This window comes from Nostoc sp. CALU 1950 (genome assembly GCF_051172895.1).
GTDB lineage: Bacteria > Cyanobacteriota > Cyanobacteriia > Cyanobacteriales > Nostocaceae > Nostoc > Nostoc edaphicum_A.
This window is the reverse complement of the sequence record NZ_JBDNJQ010000169.1, coordinates 1-17,696: the sequence shown is the minus strand read 5'-3', so window position 1 is coordinate 17,696 and position 17,696 is coordinate 1. Positions and strand designations below refer to the sequence as shown.

Annotated in this window: 14 protein-coding genes and 1 riboswitch; of the genes, 8 read left to right on the top strand and 6 right to left on the bottom strand. The window is 44.4% G+C overall.

Annotated elements, in window-relative coordinates; all coding sequences use genetic code 11:
* Positions 1-156 precede the first annotated feature (156 nt).
* Complete coding sequence (gene aepY / locus ABF638_RS31010) at positions 157-1,317, bottom strand: phosphonopyruvate decarboxylase (protein WP_435026709.1); 1,161 nt, start codon at positions 1,315-1,317, stop codon at positions 157-159.
* A gap of 64 nt (positions 1,318-1,381) precedes the next feature.
* On the opposite strand from aepY, the gene ABF638_RS31005 reads away from it, so the two are divergent.
* Positions 1,382-1,582: a hypothetical protein gene (locus ABF638_RS31005; RefSeq protein ID WP_435026708.1), complete on the top strand. Its 201-nt coding sequence runs from the start codon at positions 1,382-1,384 to the stop codon at positions 1,580-1,582.
* Positions 1,583-1,807: 225 nt separating this feature from the next.
* Here ABF638_RS31005 and aepX read toward each other — a convergent pair whose 3' ends face one another.
* The 3 genes from aepX to ABF638_RS30990 all read right to left on the bottom strand — a co-directional run bounded on the left by aepX (position 1,808) and on the right by ABF638_RS30990 (position 5,247).
* A complete protein-coding gene (gene aepX, locus ABF638_RS31000; protein WP_435026707.1) occupies positions 1,808-3,463 on the bottom strand; it encodes a phosphoenolpyruvate mutase in 1,656 nt (551 codons plus the stop codon).
* A 191-nt stretch (positions 3,464-3,654) separates the two neighbouring features.
* Positions 3,655-4,410, bottom strand: coding sequence for an NTP transferase domain-containing protein (locus ABF638_RS30995; RefSeq protein WP_435026706.1), 756 nt, complete (start codon positions 4,408-4,410; stop codon positions 3,655-3,657).
* Positions 4,411-4,629: 219 nt separating this feature from the next.
* Positions 4,630-5,247 carry a CDP-alcohol phosphatidyltransferase family protein gene (locus ABF638_RS30990; RefSeq protein ID WP_435026705.1) on the bottom strand — a complete coding sequence of 206 codons (618 nt, stop codon included), beginning with the start codon at positions 5,245-5,247 and terminating at the stop codon, positions 4,630-4,632.
* A 316-nt stretch (positions 5,248-5,563) separates the two neighbouring features.
* A riboswitch (guanidine-I (ykkC/yxkD leader) is annotated at positions 5,564-5,673 on the top strand.
* 130 nt (positions 5,674-5,803) lie between these two features.
* Here ABF638_RS30990 and ABF638_RS30985 point away from each other — a divergent pair.
* From ABF638_RS30985 to blaOXA, 7 genes are all read left to right on the top strand, one after another.
* Positions 5,804-6,562 (top strand): urea amidolyase associated protein UAAP1, encoded by a 759-nt coding sequence (locus ABF638_RS30985; protein ID WP_435026704.1) that lies wholly within the window; start codon positions 5,804-5,806, stop codon positions 6,560-6,562.
* Positions 6,563-6,704: 142 nt separating this feature from the next.
* On the top strand, positions 6,705-7,352 hold the full coding sequence (locus ABF638_RS30980) for an urea amidolyase associated protein UAAP2 (RefSeq protein ID WP_435026703.1): 648 nt from the start codon (positions 6,705-6,707) through the stop codon (positions 7,350-7,352).
* Between the two features lie 76 nt (positions 7,353-7,428).
* On the top strand, positions 7,429-11,073 hold the full coding sequence (gene uca, locus ABF638_RS30975; protein WP_435026702.1) for an urea carboxylase: 3,645 nt from the start codon (positions 7,429-7,431) through the stop codon (positions 11,071-11,073).
* A gap of 208 nt (positions 11,074-11,281) precedes the next feature.
* Positions 11,282-12,667 (top strand): allophanate hydrolase, encoded by a 1,386-nt coding sequence (gene atzF / locus ABF638_RS30970; RefSeq protein WP_435026701.1) that lies wholly within the window; start codon positions 11,282-11,284, stop codon positions 12,665-12,667.
* Entirely contained in the window at positions 12,664-13,068 is a 405-nt protein-coding gene (locus ABF638_RS30965; RefSeq protein ID WP_203219509.1) for an allophanate hydrolase-related protein, read from the top strand. Before atzF ends, ABF638_RS30965 begins: the two co-directional genes overlap by 4 nt.
* Before the next feature lie 494 nt (positions 13,069-13,562).
* A complete protein-coding gene (locus ABF638_RS30960) occupies positions 13,563-14,795 on the top strand; it encodes a glycosyltransferase family 4 protein (protein ID WP_435026700.1) in 1,233 nt (410 codons plus the stop codon).
* A gap of 96 nt (positions 14,796-14,891) precedes the next feature.
* Positions 14,892-15,800 (top strand): class D beta-lactamase, encoded by a 909-nt coding sequence (blaOXA, locus tag ABF638_RS30955; RefSeq protein WP_435026699.1) that lies wholly within the window; start codon positions 14,892-14,894, stop codon positions 15,798-15,800.
* Here the strand turns inward: blaOXA and thiS are convergent.
* Together thiS and ABF638_RS30945 are read right to left on the bottom strand one after the other, a co-directional pair.
* Complete coding sequence (gene thiS, locus ABF638_RS30950) at positions 15,797-16,009, bottom strand: sulfur carrier protein ThiS (protein ID WP_435026698.1); 213 nt, start codon at positions 16,007-16,009, stop codon at positions 15,797-15,799. The two genes, blaOXA and thiS, sit on opposite strands and share 4 nt — an antisense overlap.
* A 121-nt stretch (positions 16,010-16,130) precedes the next feature.
* Positions 16,131-17,186, bottom strand: coding sequence for a thiamine phosphate synthase (locus ABF638_RS30945; protein WP_435026697.1), 1,056 nt, complete (start codon positions 17,184-17,186; stop codon positions 16,131-16,133).
* Positions 17,187-17,696 lie beyond the last annotated feature (510 nt).

The following is a 17,696-nucleotide window of genomic DNA, read 5'->3' as shown; positions in this document are numbered from 1 at the left end:
GCAAGATTTTAGCTCATACTGTCTGTTTCTGGCTTAATCGCCACAATTGTGACCCACTTCAGTTCGACGATCTTGTTACAGAATATTAAGTCGCACATCGCGTTAAATAAAGAGTTTGTACTTTGAATTTATTAATTACGAATTACGAATTACGAATTACGAATTACCAATGTGTTTCATAAAGCGTTGTAAAACTGCTTCCGGGGTGAGGTTGGGTCTGGGTAGCTTTTCTAAAGTTCCGGGACGGATTTTTAAATGAGCGAATTTAGGTCTATTGTTAGCATCTGCGGTAAATAAGGCATCTAAAAGAGCGGGATCATCTCCGGCTAATGTCACGCCGTAACCGCACGCTTCGGCAATTTTGGCAAAGGAGATACCCGCAGAGACGGTGGCTTGTGCGCCTGTGGAATCGTGGACTTCATTATCTAAAAGAATATGGGTTAAGTTAGCACCGCCATAAGTGCCGATGGTAGCAAAATTACCCATTCGCATCAGTGCTGCCCCATCGCCATCAATTACTACTACCTTGAGGTCTGGACGTGCTAAAGATAATCCCAATCCCATTGAGGAAGCGCAGCCCATCGATCCAACCATATAAAGATGATTGGCGCTGTCTTTACTAGCGAAGAGTTCGCGTCCCGTGTATCCTGTAGTGGCAATTATTACAGTGTTTTCTGGATCGGTAAGTTCCACGATTCGAGCTAATGCTTCGCTGCGAGAGACGCGTTGTTCTTTGCGATCGCGAAAAAAGCTTTGCTGAATATGAGCGCTATTGCTATCTTCTCGTTCTGGGATAGAAGAACGGGTGAGGGCATGGGGGGCGATCGCTCCTTTACGCATAATTAGAGCATAAGGTCGGCGCTCTTGTTGCATATAGGCTGTGGACCTTTTCAGAACTGGTTCTATTTCTGCTGCATCTGTGGGGAAAAATTCCCAAGGTACAGTCATTGTTTCCAGCAATTTCTCTGTAATTTGCCCCATTAATTCATGTTGCGGTTCGTCTTGCAATAGGCGATCGCCTCGCAAGGTACAAATCAGCAGCAGTGGAATCCGAAAGATATAAGTGAGGGAGGTTAGCGGGTTAACTGCATTCCCCAAACCAGAGTTTTGCATCATCACCACAGCGGGTTTACCAGCAATTGCGGCTCCAGCTGCGATCGCTACAGCATCTCCCTCATTGGCTGCGGAGATATATCTAAGTTGAACGTCATTAATGACGTAGTTAATAAAAGGTGTGAGAAAAGAACAGGGTACGCCAGTGTACCAACCAAAGCCAAAATTACGCGCAGCTTCTACAAATTCTTCCGCCTGAATCATAATTAAAAATTTACAGCAATTTTCAGGTATTTAAACGATTGAGATGGGGAGTGAGAAGTTGGGAGTGGAGAGGAAAGATTATTACTTCGACTTCAGAGAGCGAAACTTGAGCTTCAGAACTCAAAACTTTAACCTCAAAGCTTCGCCGATGAACCTCAAAGCTTCGTCGATGAACCTCAAAGCTTCGTCGATGAACCTCAAAGCTTCGTTGATGAACCTCAAAGCTTCGTCGATGAACCTCAAAGCTTCGCCGATGAACCTCTGAGGTTGTTTGAAAAGTAGTTAGCTGTGATTTTAGGTGCTTGTTGATCCCCCCTAACCCCCCTTAAAAAGGGGGGAACCGGAATTAAAGTCCCCCTTTTTAAGGGGGATTTAGGGGGATCTAGAACGTTTTGCTACCAACAAGAGGACTTTTCAAACATCTTCTCAGAGCTTTGTTGATGAACCTCAGAGTTCAAAATTTTATTTCCACCTCCCCAGTCCCCACTCCCTATCGCTTCAATTGAAAAGCAAGGTCAAGATCATCTAAAGAATTAACATCTAACCAGTTACCGCGAATATAAAGTACCTTGATTGGTTTTCCTTGCTCGATTAAATAATTGCATAATTCTGGCAAACCCAAACTGTTAAAATCCGGTCGTTTTTGCAATTCCTTGAGTGCTTCACTCAGCCATTCTCTACCTTGACTCCGCAGGCGCAGCATCCCAATCCAGCGTCCACTAGATTTCCCCAATTGCGTTTGTGTTGTTTTAGAAACGCCCAATAAGTTGACATCTTGTCCAAACAAAGAAAGATCATCTGGAATTGAGCAATAGGCGTAGTCAGGTGAACCGCTAACAGACTTGTTGTTTGCCACAGAATCAACCACAGCCACAATTTCTCCGGGACATTCTAATAAATCTCGCAAGATGTAGCTTCTAAATAGTAAATCGCCGTAAAGCACCAGCATTTCTTCGCCAAAGCTGGTTTGAGCTACGGCTAAGGATGCTAATTCTCCCGTTGTTTCATAATCTGGGTTGCGGATGACTTTAGTCCCCGGAACGTTAATAGTTTCTGCTTTATAACCTGCGACAACAGTAATATCGTTGATAGCAAGTTTCTTAAATTTGTCCACCAACAACCTGAGTAGAGGTTTACCTCCAAGAGGTAACATCACTTTTGGTTTATCTTGCGTCAATCCTGCTAATTCTTTTCCTCTGCTAGCAGCCAGAACGATCGCTTGGGTATTTTGTCGTCCGTTGTTAAAGTAGCGTTTTTCAGCTTCTATGAGTTCATCCGCCCCTTGTAGCCGGAAGATTTCTTTTACAGGCGCAACATCATCTTCAATGTTGATTAAAGTTTCGCTGGCTTTTACTTCGCGTGCGATCGCTTGCATACTAGCAACAGCAGCTCGAATCAGATGGTTTGCCCAGATGACCAAATTCACTTCAGCTTTGCGAAAGACATCAGTAGCCGTGCTGTAATATTTAGTCGGTATAATCACTAACGGCGAACGACCCGCCCACTCTTTAGCAAAAGCTAGCACTTGGTCAGGACGGGATGATTTACTGTGAATCAGGATGGCGGTTGCTCCGGCGGCGTGGTAAGCTTCAGCTCGGCGCATTGCCTCCGAAAGATCCCACCCGGCAATCAAAGCTTCTAGTCGGGCGACGATGCAAAAATCTGGGTCTGTCTGACTATCTTTGCCTGCCTTAATTTTGCCGCAAAATTCATCAATATCAGCCAAAGCTTGGCGACTACCGTTGATGAAACTGTTGGTTTTAGGAAAAAGCTTATCTTCAATACAGACTCCAGCAATACCTCGCTGTTCTAACTTCTTAACTAGACGACGCATATTATTAAAATTGCCATAACCCGTATCCCCGTCTAACAAAATGGGGATACTGGTGACATCAGACATAAACTCAAGCATTTCTACAATTTGAGTCCAACTGGCTTCATTATTATCTCGAACGCCATATTGAGCCGAAAGGGCTAATCCACTCGCCCAAATTCCTTTAAATCCAGCCTCTTCCACAATGCGGGCGCTAATCCCATTGTGAGCTTCCATGATGAAGTCGAGTTGAGGCGATTCTAGTAATACCCGCAATTGGGCACATTTATTTAATTTTGCAGCGGTATCAATGGGTGCAAATATTTGATGCATCTATTCTGCTTTTCTCAACCTAATATAATATCGCGGTTCTCAATTACATGGAATACAGACCTAACCCCCAGCCCCTTCCCTACAAGGGAAGGGGGGTAAGATTCAAAGCCTCTCTTCTAAAAGGAGAGAGGTTTGGAGAGAGGTCAAACTGTAATGTATCCAAACCAAAACCACTATAAATAAAGATATTTTCAGACATTTTCTGCGACTTCTATCTGAGGTAAAATCTCGTTTTGGGCACGTTGAATATCCTGGGGAAAATCGATTTCGAGCCAAGGTAATCCAGTGATGTCTTCATAGCCAAATGTTTCTGGAGTTTCTAACAGCAGATCCCGAATTACTTCTTCATAAGGTTCATTATCCAATCCGTCTGTAACATACTTTTCTGTATGAGTAGCAAGACGGTGAGCGACAGCATTTCCAAAACGAAAGAATCCCACTGACTCGCCGGCAAAATCATAAGTCAAACCAAGAGCTACTTGTTTGCGAAACTCCACTAGATAATTATCTCTGACACAAAGCTTCACGGGTTCATCTCCCGGTTCAAAATCCCGATCCAGCAAGAAGCTGTTGGGGATATTTGTCTTTACCAGTCGTTCGATGATGCGGCGATCGCACAACACGTCTGCATCCATTAATAGTATGTCATCGCCAGTAGCTAAATGTTGACGTAAAGTCCAAAGGCTGATCACACTACCTTTAGTGTAGTCAGGATTATAAACTGTACTGACCCAATTTTCGGCTCCTAATACTTTGATTTCATCCTGAATTCTTTCAGCTTGATAACCCACAGCAATAAGTACCTCGTCAATCTGGTAATGACGGAGATAGTTCAAATGGCGCTCTAATAGAGATTTGCCGTTAAATTTCAATAAGCATTTGGGTTGGATTTGCCCGTCTTTACCTAAGCGTCGTCCAACGCCAGCAGCTAATATAATTGCCTTCATCGTCAAGTCACCAACAGAGCTACGACACCAGTAAATTTGTAAATTTTCCCAGTATTTTATAATGACTGTATTTTGCTCAATTGAACATATATTAACTAATTCTTAACATCGAAGAAACAGTAACTCTGTATCGCCCTACTGGGACAAAAGAGCTAGAACTGGTTAAACAAAGCGACTACACCAAATGGCCGCCGAGACTACCTGAACAGCCAATTTTGCTTAAGGCTGCGGGAGTGCCCGAAATTGCCAAATTACCCACGCAGCAAAAGTTGGTGCCCCAATTGTAGCTGCTATTAGTAACGGCTCTAGTCCATTCAGTAAGGTAACTATGGGAAACAAATACAACACATCTTCAATGTCAAACCCGGCGAAATTTGGTTGACGGCTGGCGTGTTTACCTAAACGCTGTTCCATTTGGTTTCGCAAATGAAATATACAAGCAACAGACACGCCAGAGACTATCCCCATCAGCAACGCCCACCAACCAAATTTTCCTTCCCTAAGACCATATCCAATACACACAAACAAAAGAATATGGATGATGGCATCGCTAGCTAGATCATACTGATGTCCCCATTTGCTGCTTTTCCCACTTAAACGAGCTAATTCACCATCCGTGTGATCTAGAAAGTTAGATAAAGCAAACAACCATGCCCCAATGTTAGCCCAAATGACATCGCCAACTGCGTAGGCGTAGCCCGTCGTAGACATCGCAATGGCAGCCGCCAACCCAGTTACAAGTCGCACTGTGGTGAGATGATTGGGATTTACCCAACTGTCTTTTAGAGGTCGAACTAGCCAGTAAGCAAGTTGAGCATCCCAAGGCTTTTTGGTCATAGATGAACTTGAATTTTATGTGGTCTTTGAATATGTATAACACTGACAACTACCACATCTGTCTCAAGATATAGATTTTTCTTTTCACTGGTCGCGGAAGTTACCAGATAGGAAGGCAATAGGCAATAGGCAATAGGCAATAGGCAATAGGAAACAAGCCTCTTCAAGTTGTACTGAGTTTTTTCACGCAATCAAATATGAGTCCTCTGATGTTTGTTTTTTGTAAAAAATATGGCGTCAAAATGTTAACCTAAGTAGGAAACGCTCTGTTTTCGATATTGTAGAAGTTTTGCAAACTCAAATTGCCAATTGAATAAGGATGAGCTTCTAGGGTTCCGATCGCATCGAGTATGTGATGGCTGGTCCAAGAGAAGCAGCCGACTCTAAGCGGAGTTGGTCACACGGCGGGAAAAAAGCCCGGGAGAGCCAGACAGGATGACTGTATTGGTAATCTCCTGGGCTTTGTTATTTGAGTCAGTAGTTTCTTTCTCCAATTTCAGAGGTTGAGCCTTTGGCAATTCCTCAACTGATCATCCAATCGTAACAGGAGGATTTTATGGTGCAAGCATCGATTCTGCCGAATCTGGGGGCAATTGATCCGAGCCTAATTTTACTCGATGAAAAGCTGCCTGGTGGTGCGTATTGGCATTACGTGATCAAACGGGGAAATACCTTGCGTGTGACTGATTTGGAAGGATCTCAAGGTGTTTCGATGATTTGCTACAACGCGGATAGCCCAATTGAGCGGCTGAATGTGGCAGATACCGCCAAGATTCAATTCAACGCCTTCCTCAAAAAGGGGATGGTAATTTACTCTGATATGGGGCGCATTCTATTCTCCATCACAGAGGATACCTCCGGTCATCACGATCTAATCTGTGGTTGCAGCAATACTGCCAGCAACACTGCAAAATATGGCGAAGGGTCTTACAACAAATATGGCGAAAGCGACTATAACAACTCCCGCAACAATTTTCTCAAAGCCTTGGGCAAGCGTGGTTTAACTCGCAAAGACCTAATGCCTAACCTGAATTTATTTAGCCGAGTGGCAGTGCATCCAAATGGTGATTTGGAATATGTCGCAGGCGATGAGAAACCGGGCAGTTTTATTGATTTGCGGGCGGAAATGAATGTGTTGGTGATTATTTCTAACTGTCCCCATGTACTGCACCCCGATACAGTATATAAGCCTCAGCCAATTCAGCTTACCGTTTGGAAATCTTCTGCACCAGCACCCGATGATCTGTGCCGCACTGCAAATGAAGAGGTGATTCGTGGTTTTATTAACACTGATGCTTTATTTGCTCAGGAGTAGTTTGTAGGTTATACCATTTTGGATTTTAGATTTTAGATTTTGGATTGGGAATTGCCTTTTGTGTCTGTGTTCTGTAAATCCATCCATCGCATTCTTTTTTGAAATCTGTTTCTTTGCATCTGAAAAATAGAAGAGGAGTCACATGATGGTCGCAACATTACCTATTGAACTCGATCCAGCAAAAGCAATTTATGATCAAGAGTTGTCTGCCCGTCAGCCTTGGTCTAGGATTATCAAAAAAGGGCAAATTTTGCGGATTATCGATCTACTAGGCAATCAAGCTGTTGATACATTGTTTTACAACGCTGATGATACCTCAGAGCGATATAGCGCTCCCGATACCATTGTCCGTCAAGGCAACATTTTCATCACTACAGGCACTCAGTTGATTTCCAATGAAGGAAACGTGATGATGACCGTCATCCATGATCAGTGTGGCAAACACGATACGTTGGGTGGGGCATGTAGTATGGAAAGCAACTCAGTGCGCTATGGGCTGCACAAGAAGCATTTACACGCTTGTGTCGAGAATTACTTGCTGGAACTGAGCAAGTATGAAATGAACAAACGCGATCTCGTTAGCAATGTGAACTTCTACATGAATGTTCCCGTTAGCGAAGATGGCACATTGGAAATTGTCGATGGTATTTCAGAAGCCGGGAAGATTATCGATCTACGGGCAGAGATGGATGTGATGGTGTTGATTTCTAACTGTCCGCAAATCAACAACCCGTGCAATGCTTACAATCCCACACCAATCAGGTTGATTGTTTGGGACGCAGTTTTGTAGGATGCATTAACCTGCGGCGTAACGTACCCGACAAAACTTAATTACGAATTACGAATTACGAATTATCTTAGCGCTCATGTTCAACAAAGTTTTGATTGCCAATCGGGGTGAAATTGCTTGCCGGATTATTCGCACCCTCGATCGCATCGGTATTGCCTCGGTTGCAGTCTATTCCCAAGCTGATGCCCACGCTGCCCATGTTGCAGCGGCTGGGGAAGCTGTCTGTGTTGGAGATGCGGCTGCCGCGCAGAGTTATCTGCGGATTGAGGCGATTTTGGCAGCAGCACAGGCGACTGGTGCTGAGGCGATTCATCCCGGTTATGGCTTTTTAAGCGAGAATGTCGCCTTTGCCGAAGCTTGCGCGGAAGCAGGAATTGTGTTTATTGGGCCCACACCCGAACAACTGCGGCAATTTGGACTGAAACATGAAGCAAGAGCGATCGCACAAACGGCTGGAGTGCCACTTGTCCCCGGTAGTTTGTTGTTAGACAATTTGCAGCAAGTCAAACAGGCAGCGGCAGAAATTGGCTATCCTGTGATGATCAAAAGTACGGCCGGGGGTGGTGGCATTGGAATGCAGTTGTGCCGGAGTGAAGACACTTTGGCAGACTTGTTGGAAAATGTGCAGCGCTTGAGTCGGAATAACTTTAGTCAGAGTGGAGTATTTTTAGAAAAATACATCGAACGGGCGCGACACATTGAAGTGCAAATCTTTGGTGATGGACAAGGGAACGTAGTTGCTCTTGGTGAACGCGATTGTTCAACGCAGCGGCGCAATCAAAAAGTGATTGAAGAAGCTCCGGCACCGAATATTAGTAATACTCTTCGACAGCGCTTGTATGACTCTGCTGTGAAACTCTGTCAGGGGATTCGCTATCAATCGGCTGGTACGGTTGAGTTTATCTACGATGTGGATAGCCAACAGTTTTACTTCTTAGAGGTAAATACCCGCTTACAGGTAGAACATGGCGTCACAGAAGCTATTACAGGTGTGGATTTAGTGGAGTGGATGGTGCGTCAAGCTCAGGGCGAGTCGCTGGGGTTGGCATCATACCAATATCAACCGCAAGGACATGCGATTCAGGTGCGGGTTTATGCCGAAGATCCGCATAAAAATTTTCAGCCGAGTTCGGGTGAGTTAACTCAAGTACAGTTTGCGGATGGTATTCGTTGCGATACCTGGATTGCTACTGGCACAAAAGTTTCGCCATTTTACGATCCATTGTTGGCGAAGGTAATTGTGCATGGAGAATCAAGAGCAGATGCGATCGCAATTCTCCAAACTTCCCTGGCTCAATCTCGCATCGATGGCATTGAAACTAACCTGGAATACTTACGCCAAATTATTACTGATTCGACGTTTATTCAGGGCAACATTACCACGAAATCTACCAATAGTTTTACCTATCGCCCAAATACAATTGATGTGCTAGTTCCAGGCACGATGACCACTATTCAAGATTATCCGGGACGAGTGGGCTACTGGAATGTTGGTGTGCCGCCCTCTGGCCCAATGGATTCTTTGGCGTTTCGGTTGGGCAACCAGATTTTAGGCAATCCAGAATCGGCCGCTGGATTGGAGTGTACCTTATCTGGCCCCGCTTTGCGATTCAATAGCGATACGGTGATTTGCCTCACGGGAGCGCAGATGAAAGCTACCTTAGATAAAGAGCCAATTCCCTATTGGAAGGCAGTTTTGGTAAAAGCTGGAAGTACCCTACGTTTGGGCAGCATTCAGGGCAATGGTTTCCGCACATATATTAGTGTACAAGGCGGGTTTGATGTACCCGATTATTTAGGCAGTAAAGCAACCTTTACTCTGGGCCGGTTTGGTGGACATGGCGGCAGAGAGTTACAGGTGGGCGATGTCCTCAAATTGCATCCCTCCACATCTCAAGAACCGCAATCTATTGCCCCCGAATTGATTCCTACCTACTCAAATCATTGGGAAATTGGAGTTTTGTATGGCCCTCATGGTGCGCCGGATTTCTTTACGGATGAAGACATAGAGACTTTTTTCAGTACTCATTGGGAAGTGCATTACAACTCGGCGCGAACCGGAATTCGGTTGATTGGGCCAAAACCGACTTGGGCGCGACAAGATGGTGGTGAAGCGGGGCTACATCCTTCCAATATTCACGATAATGCTTATGCCGTTGGGACAGTGGATTTCACCGGAGATATGCCGATTATACTGGGTTTGGATGGGCCGAGTTTGGGCGGTTTTGTCTGTCCTGCTGCGATCGCCCAAGCAGAACTCTGGAAAATTGGCCAACTCAAACCAGGGAATACAATTCAATTCCGTCGGCTCACTTTTAACCAAGCATTGCACCAAGAATTGCAGTTGGATCGGCAAATTCAATTAGGGACTGGGGATTGGGGACTAGGGACTGGGTATCAGGAAGATAGGTCTGTGGATTCAGATCCCAACCAAATCATAAAAGAATTTCCTGCCCAATCCCCAATTCTGGCAGAAATTCCCGCAACCGATGACCAAGTTGCCGTCATCTACCGTCAAGCGAGTGATAAATACTTGTTGATTGAATACGGAGATTTGGTGCTGGATTTGAAGTTGCGTTTTCGGGTGCATGAGTTAATGGTTTATTTGCAAACCAAACCCATTCATGGGATTTTGGAATTAACGCCGGGAATGCGATCGCTACAAATTCACTACGATAGCCGTGTCATTTCCCAATCAAATTTAGTTACCGCATTACAAAATATCGAATCTCATCTCCCGGATATTTCTGAGTTGGAAGTGCCGACCCGGATTCTACATCTACCGTTGTCCTGGGATGATGAATCTACTCAACTAGCCATTGAAAAATATATGCAATCGGTGCGAAAAGATGCACCGTGGTGTCCTAGCAATATTGAATTTATTCGGCGGATTAATGGACTGGGAAGCATTGCAGAAGTTAAAGAAATTCTCTTTAATGCCAGTTACTTGGTGATGGGCTTGGGTGATGTTTATCTCGGTGCGCCAGTAGCAGTCCCCCTCGATCCCCGTCATCGTCTCGTCACCACAAAATACAATCCCGCCCGGACTTGGACTCCTGAAAATGCAGTTGGCATCGGTGGCGCATATCTCTGCGTTTATGGTATGGAGGGGCCGGGTGGTTATCAGTTTGTCGGACGCACTGTGCAGATGTGGAATCGCTACAAACAAACCGCAGATTTTCAAGATGGCAAACCCTGGCTGTTGCGATTCTTCGATCAAATTCGGTTTTATCCAGTTTCTCACGAGGAGTTAATGCGCCACCGAGAGGATTTTATTGAAGGTAAATTCAAACTAAAGATTGAAGAAACCACATTTAATTTCGGTGATTATCAACAGTTTTTGCAAGAAATTGCCCAAGAGGCAACGACATGCCAAACCCGCCAGCGAACTGCCTTTCGAGAAGAACGCGATCGCTGGACAGCCACAGCCGAGGAAGAAAGCACCCTCGTCGCAGCCGATATTCCACCAGCAATTGCAACTCTCATTCCTGATGATTGCTATGCCCTGAGCGCCCCAACAACAGCAAACGTCTGGCAGGTGTTAATCAAACCAGGCGATCGCATTACGGAAGACACGGGTGTAATTGTGTTGGAAGCAATGAAACAGGAAATGACTCTGTTACCGGACGATCCCGGAACGGTGGTAGAAGTCCTCTGCGAACCAGGGCAACTCGTCACTGCCGGACAGATATTAGCGATCGTTCGAGGAGAAGGATTATGACAGAATGGCACTAAGTTAAGCTGAAGAGTATGCAGCGTAAGGATTGCAGAGGGGCAGGGGTGCAAGGGTGCAGAGGTGAATTTCTAAATATCCGAACGCAATACCTAAAACTTCTTCTTTCTCCCCTGCTCCCCTGCTCCCCTGCTCCTCTGCTCCTCTGCACCCCTGCTGCCTCAACGATTTTCCCTTTTCTTAGTGCCATTCGATTATGACAGACTTGTTCAGCCTGGATATTGCATCGCTGCTTACAGCTTATCGAACGGCTCAATTGCAACCAACAGATGTCATTGAGTCAGTTTATCGCCGGATTGCCGCACGGGGAAACGATGCCGTCTGGATTCATCTATTACCACAAGCAAAAGCGATCGCTCAAGCTCAATCCCTCGCTGGCAGGAATCTCGATGATTTGCCTCTTTACGGCATCCCTTTCGCTGTGAAAGATAATATAGATGTGGCAAAAATACCTACAACTGCTGCGTGTCCAGCTTACAGCTACATCCCAGAAAAAACGGCAACGGTAGTTGATCGCTTACTCCAAGCTGGGGCAATTTTGATCGGCAAAACCAATCTCGATCAGTTTGCCACAGGGTTAGTCGGAGTGCGATCGCCATTCGGTGCATGTAGCAGTGTTTTCCATGACGATTATATTTCCGGTGGCTCTAGTTCTGGTTCCGCCGTGGCAGTCGCAGCGGGGCTGGTGAGTTTTTCACTAGGCACTGATACAGCCGGTTCTGGACGAGTCCCTGCGGCATTTAACAACATTGTCGGACTCAAGCCTACCAGAGGTGTATTAAGTACATCCGGCGTTGTACCTGCCTGTCGTTCCCTCGATTGCGTTTCCATTTTTACATTGAATTGCCAAGATGCTGCGATCGTCTGGCAAGTCGCCAGTGGTTTTGATGCCACCGATAGTTATTCTCGCCAAATTCCAGCACAAACCGCAGCAATTCCATCATCATTTTCCTTTGGAGTACCCAAGGCTGATCAATTGAAATTCTTCGGTGATAAAGCCGCAGCAGATTTGTATGAACAAGGATTACAGCGGTTAAAGGCGATCGGCGGGAATCTTGTAGAAATTGATTTTCAGCCTTTCCAGCAAGCTGCTGATTTGCTCTACTCCGGTGCCTGGGTGGCAGAAAGACTTGCTGCTATTCAACCGTTCTTTGAAACTCAAGCTGATGCCATGCATCCCGTTGTCCGGCAAATCATTAGCAATGGTTTACGCTACACAGCGGTGGATACTTTCAAAGGTTTCTATGCTCTTGAAGCCCTGAAACAAGAAGCTTCACAGCAGTGGCAAAAAGTCAATATTTTGGCGTTGCCTACTACGGGCACTATCTACACCAAAGCGGAAGTAGAAGCTGATGCGATCGCTCTCAACACCAACCTGGGCTATTACACCAATTTCGTTAACTTGATGGACTTGTGTGCGATCGCCCTTCCTGCTGGCTTTCGTGCCAATGGTTTGCCCGCTGGCATTACCTTAATTGGACAAGGGTTTCAAGACGCGGCACTGTGTCAAATGGGTGCCCGCTATCACCATCAAATGGGTGGTATTTATGGCAAAACAACTTCTGTGAGGATTTCCCCATGACAATATCCACTAATACGATTACTCTTGCTGTTGTTGGCGCTCATCTGTGCGGGCAACCCTTGAACTATCAGCTGCAAGAGCGCCATGCCACCTTAGTGAAAACTTGCAAAACCGCTCCCACCTATCGCTTCTACGCCCTTGCCAATACCCAACCTGCCAAACCTGGATTAGTGAAAGTTCTCGATGGTTCTGGGGTAGGCATTGAAGTAGAACTTTGGCGTCTGAGTGCAGAAGGTTTTGGTACTTTTGTCGCCGCAGTACCGCCACCCCTAGTAATTGGCACTTTAGACTTAGAAGATGGTTCCTCAGTCAAGGGATTTTTGTGTGAACCATATATCATTCCCGATGCACAGGACATTTCCCAGTATGGCGGTTGGCGCAATTATCTTGCTGTACTGTGACAAATTAACAAGAGAGGCAGGGGGCAGGGGGCAGTATTTACTACATTTTTTAGTTTTAAAATTACGTATACACAGAATAATAAGAAGTGTCCGTGATGCTTGTCAGTAAAGGGAGATAGACACCAGATTGCTATCAACTACTTATTCAAATTTTTGGCATTTTGGCACAACAGTAGATAGTATTTAGGATATTGTATTGAACGTAGCTAAATTTCGTAATTTTCGTAACAGTTGTTCACTGAGCAACTTGACTACAAGTGCTTGCTTTTATTTATTGTTCATCATGCACAGAAATTCTCAACTAGTGAGAAATTTGCAGCAAAAATAAGATCAACACAATAAAAAAACAATCTTCCTGGCTAATCTTCTAAAATAGGCTTCAAATTTGTCTACACATTCGTTTTAAAAGAAATAAAATAATAATAATGGCTTTGAAAGTAATCCTAATTGCAAATAAATTAAAAATTATTTGAAATACAGTCATCAACTTTATTATGGAACATATTTCTCAACTAACAGCCGAAATCAGAGACAAAGCTGCATACCCAGATATCCTAGTCATATCCCGGTTATTTCTGCCGAAAGAAGCTGTAATTGGGGAATATATCTACAATCGCTGTCTCCAAGATCCAGAACGAGTTATTGTGCTGGCGGCTAGTTGCTCAGGAGACAAAGTATTTGATGAAAATCAGCAATTTCCTGTATATCGTTGGTCTTATCCGAGATCCTGGCGTAGTGGCTGTGTGGGAAATATCCTAAAGCCTTTCCTCAATATAGTTTGCTCATTTGTCCTAGCAATTAAACTCTATTTTCGCTATCACTACCGTTATATAGAGTGGGGCCACGGCTATGATTTTCCTTCACTGTTGCTATTGAGCTATTTTTTACCTATTCGCTTTTTTATCTATCTGCACGGCAATGATTTTCTTTGTACTTTACACAATCCCGTGCTGCGATCGCTATTCAAATTAACACTCAAACGCGCCGAAGGTATTGTTTGTAACAGTTCTTATACACGAGATTACCTCAGAACTGCTTTACGAATAAATACTCCTACCCATGTTATCAACCCAATAATTAGACCAGAAAAATTTGGTAATAATGTAGCGAATCCCAGTAGCCTTGATGATTTACGTGTTCGCGTGCGTCAAACGTACAACATTCCCGAATCAGCAATAGTTATTCTCTCCATCGGTAGACTAGTAAAACATAAAGGTTTCGACCGAGTAATTGATAACATCCCACTATTGCTAACTTTTGGGGTCGATGTCCACTATATAATCTGCGGTCAAGGGCCAAGTGAATCTGAACTGAAATCTCTGGTGCATCGTTTGCGGGTAGATAAGTTCGTCCATTTTGCTGGATATGTTCCAGAGCCAGAATTAGCAGGCTATTATGCAGCTTGTGATATATTTGCCATGCTAACTTTATTGGATACTAAACCTAATAATATGGAAGGTTTTGGTGTCGTTTATTTAGAAGCAAGTTACTTCGGTAAGCCTGTAATTGCTCCTCGTTTAGGCGGTGTTCTAGACACAGTTCAGCATGAGGAAAATGGCATTCTGGTTAATCCCAATTCTGGTTATGAAGTGTTTCAAGCTTTCAATCGGTTATGCAAAGACCAGCAACTACGTGAGCAACTCGGCCGCAAAGGTAAAGAATTAGCCAAGCGTAGAACCCTTCATCGATCGCTGTATAAATCAGAGGGAAGAAACGCAATTTTATGAGATGAATGCAGATTGAGCAATCACCAAAAGCTAATAGCTCCGCAAAGGAGCAAGATTGCAGTGTAGAATCTCGCTTGTGATTCTACTAAATGTGCAATGAAAAATATCTTGTTTGGCATAGAACAATTCCTTCGGCACTATGCAAAGCATCGAAAGCAATCTCTTGTGTTTATAATCATTGGATGTCTTGTTGGATTGAGTCTGATTAGCTTTGGGGGAATGTACGTTCTAGCTCAACCTGCTTCCACTTCATCTGAACGTCCCGCTGTGAAAACGCCAAATTTGGGGCGACACTTTCAAGAATTTGGGCGTGAAGGCTCAATCTTGATTTACGACTCAAAAAATAACCGCACCTATGAACACAATACTCAACGTAATGCAACTGCGATTGCTCCAGCTTCGACATTCAAAATTTTCAACGCATTGGTGGCGCTAGAAACAGGTGTAGTTTCTAATGATGTGGCGGTTCTCACTTGGGATGGAATTCACCGAGAAATTGATGCCTGGAATCATGATACGAATTTGCGTCAAGCTTTTAAGGATTCAACTGTTTGGTTCTATCAAGTGCTGGCACGTAGAATTGGATATGAACGGATGCAGGAATTTATTAACAAAGTAGGCTACGGGAACCGTCAAATTGGTACCGCCGCAGACATTGATCGTTTTTGGTTACAACAGCCATTGCAAATTACACCCAAAGAGCAAATTAAGTTTTTGCAACGGTTGTATCAAGGCGATTTACCTTTCTCGCAACGGACAATAAATCTTGTCAAAGACATTATGGTACGTGAACAAACTCCAGACTACACACTGCGAGGAAAAACGGGATGGTTAACAAGTACTAAACCAAATGTTGGTTGGTTCGTGGGTTATTTAGAGCAAAACAAAAACGTTTACTTTTTCGCCACAACCCTTGATATGCAAAAACCAGAAGATGCACCAGTCCGCATCGAGATTACACGACGCAGCCTTAAGGATTTGGGTTTGCTGACTCAAATCAACTAACCACCCCCGACAATAGTTACTACTTCTAAGCGATCGCCTGGCTGCACTTTTTTTTCCGGCCAAAACTGGCGGTGTAAAATTTCGCCGTTATACTCTACAGCCACCAAACGGGGATTAAAACCCAATTGTTGGAGTAAGTCGGGTAAAGAAATTTCAAACGAACAGCTATGGGTTTCCCCATTTACCTGAATCGTAATCTCATTAGACATAAGCTTGTGGGGAATGGGGAATGGGGAATGGGGACTGGGGAATGGGGAATGGGGAATGGGGAATGGGGAATGGGGAATGGGGAATGGGGAATGAGGAGTTTTTCTAATGCCAATGACTCTTTTAAAGTTCTGGTTTAATGCGATTGAGTTGGGAGAGCAAATATTGTGTTACGAGGGTAGGCTGTTCAGCTTGCATGAGCGATCGCACCACCGCTACACGTTCGGCTCCAGCATCGATCACATCATTGATATTATTGGCATCTATTCCCCCAATCGCAAACCAAGGGATTGAGCAATTTTTGGCAGCATAGCTGACATATTCTAGTCCTGTTGCTGCTTTACCTACTTTCGTAGGAGTTTCATAAACTGGCCCCACGCCAATATAATCTACACCTTCAGCAATTGCTGCTTGCATTTCTTCTTTATTTGTGGTAGAAAGACCTATCAGACGTTGAGAACCAAGTAATTGCCTAGCAATGTTAATAGGCATATCTTGTTGTCCTAGATGCACCCCATCTGCATCCACAGCTAAAGCTACATCCACGCGATCGTTTACAATGAACAAAGCACCGTAGATATGGCATAACTGCCGTAATTTTCTAGCTTGTTCCAAACGCAAAGAATCATCAGCGGTTTTGTCGCGGTACTGTAGAAGCGTTAATCCACCTTTGAGTGCAGCTTCGACATTGTTCAACAAACTTTCACTAGGGGAAGTAACAAGATACAAACGCGATCGCCACAACAATTGATGGCGCTGATGACCCATTAAACTACTTTCTAGGGTATAAACTTGATAACGCATCTGCTTACAAGCTTTAGCCATATTCGGTTGGTAAAGCTTGCTATATTCTTCTAACACCCGTAACGCTTCTTCTATACGGCAAAAGTTAGCTTGCAACACCGATTTTATACTAGCTCGTTCTTCTTCTTGAGGATGAGTTAATTCAGTCCCAGGATCGCCTGGTGTATCTCGCGCTGCCCGCAATTCTGAGGTATGCCACTTGGCTACTTCTTGTCGCAAGCGCTTGCATTCCAGAGCCAACTGGGCATTATTCAACCCAAACCGACACCATTCCTCAATAATTCGCAAGCCCTCACGAGCGCGGTCTAAATTGGCATCTAAAATGCGGTAAACAACCTGCTGTATTTGCTCTTTTTGGCTGTATGGCTCGACCATTACAACAACCCCGTTAGTGCTTTCATCGAAGTGTGAATTATCATAAGTCCTAGTAACCATAAGTTAATTAATTTGCTTTTTTTTACTAATTTTTTGCTGAACTACGCAAAACAACGTATTAGTTAGGGTTACGGTAAATTATCCCATGTTCCTATAGGCAGTGATAAGTGTAGTTTGAGGCTACAGTTTCGCACTAAGGTTAGTCAAGTATTTTACGGTAAATGACAAGCTTACAAAGGACTGGCAAGAGGGGATACACCAGAAAATCGATAGTGGTAGGAGTTACGCAAAACTATACGCGCTCTGGGGCAATTCATGTAGACGCATACTCCTACGGAGAAGCAAGCTACGCGTAGCGTCTCGTAGAGAAGCGGCTACTCTTACGAGAACGCTTTCAGCGTTAGCGCAGCGATAGCGCGCAGGGTATTGCTCCTACATGAATAAAGCGCAGCCTCATATAGCAATCCTAAATGAGTTGTGAAAATGCGCGATGTCCAGATCCCCGACTTC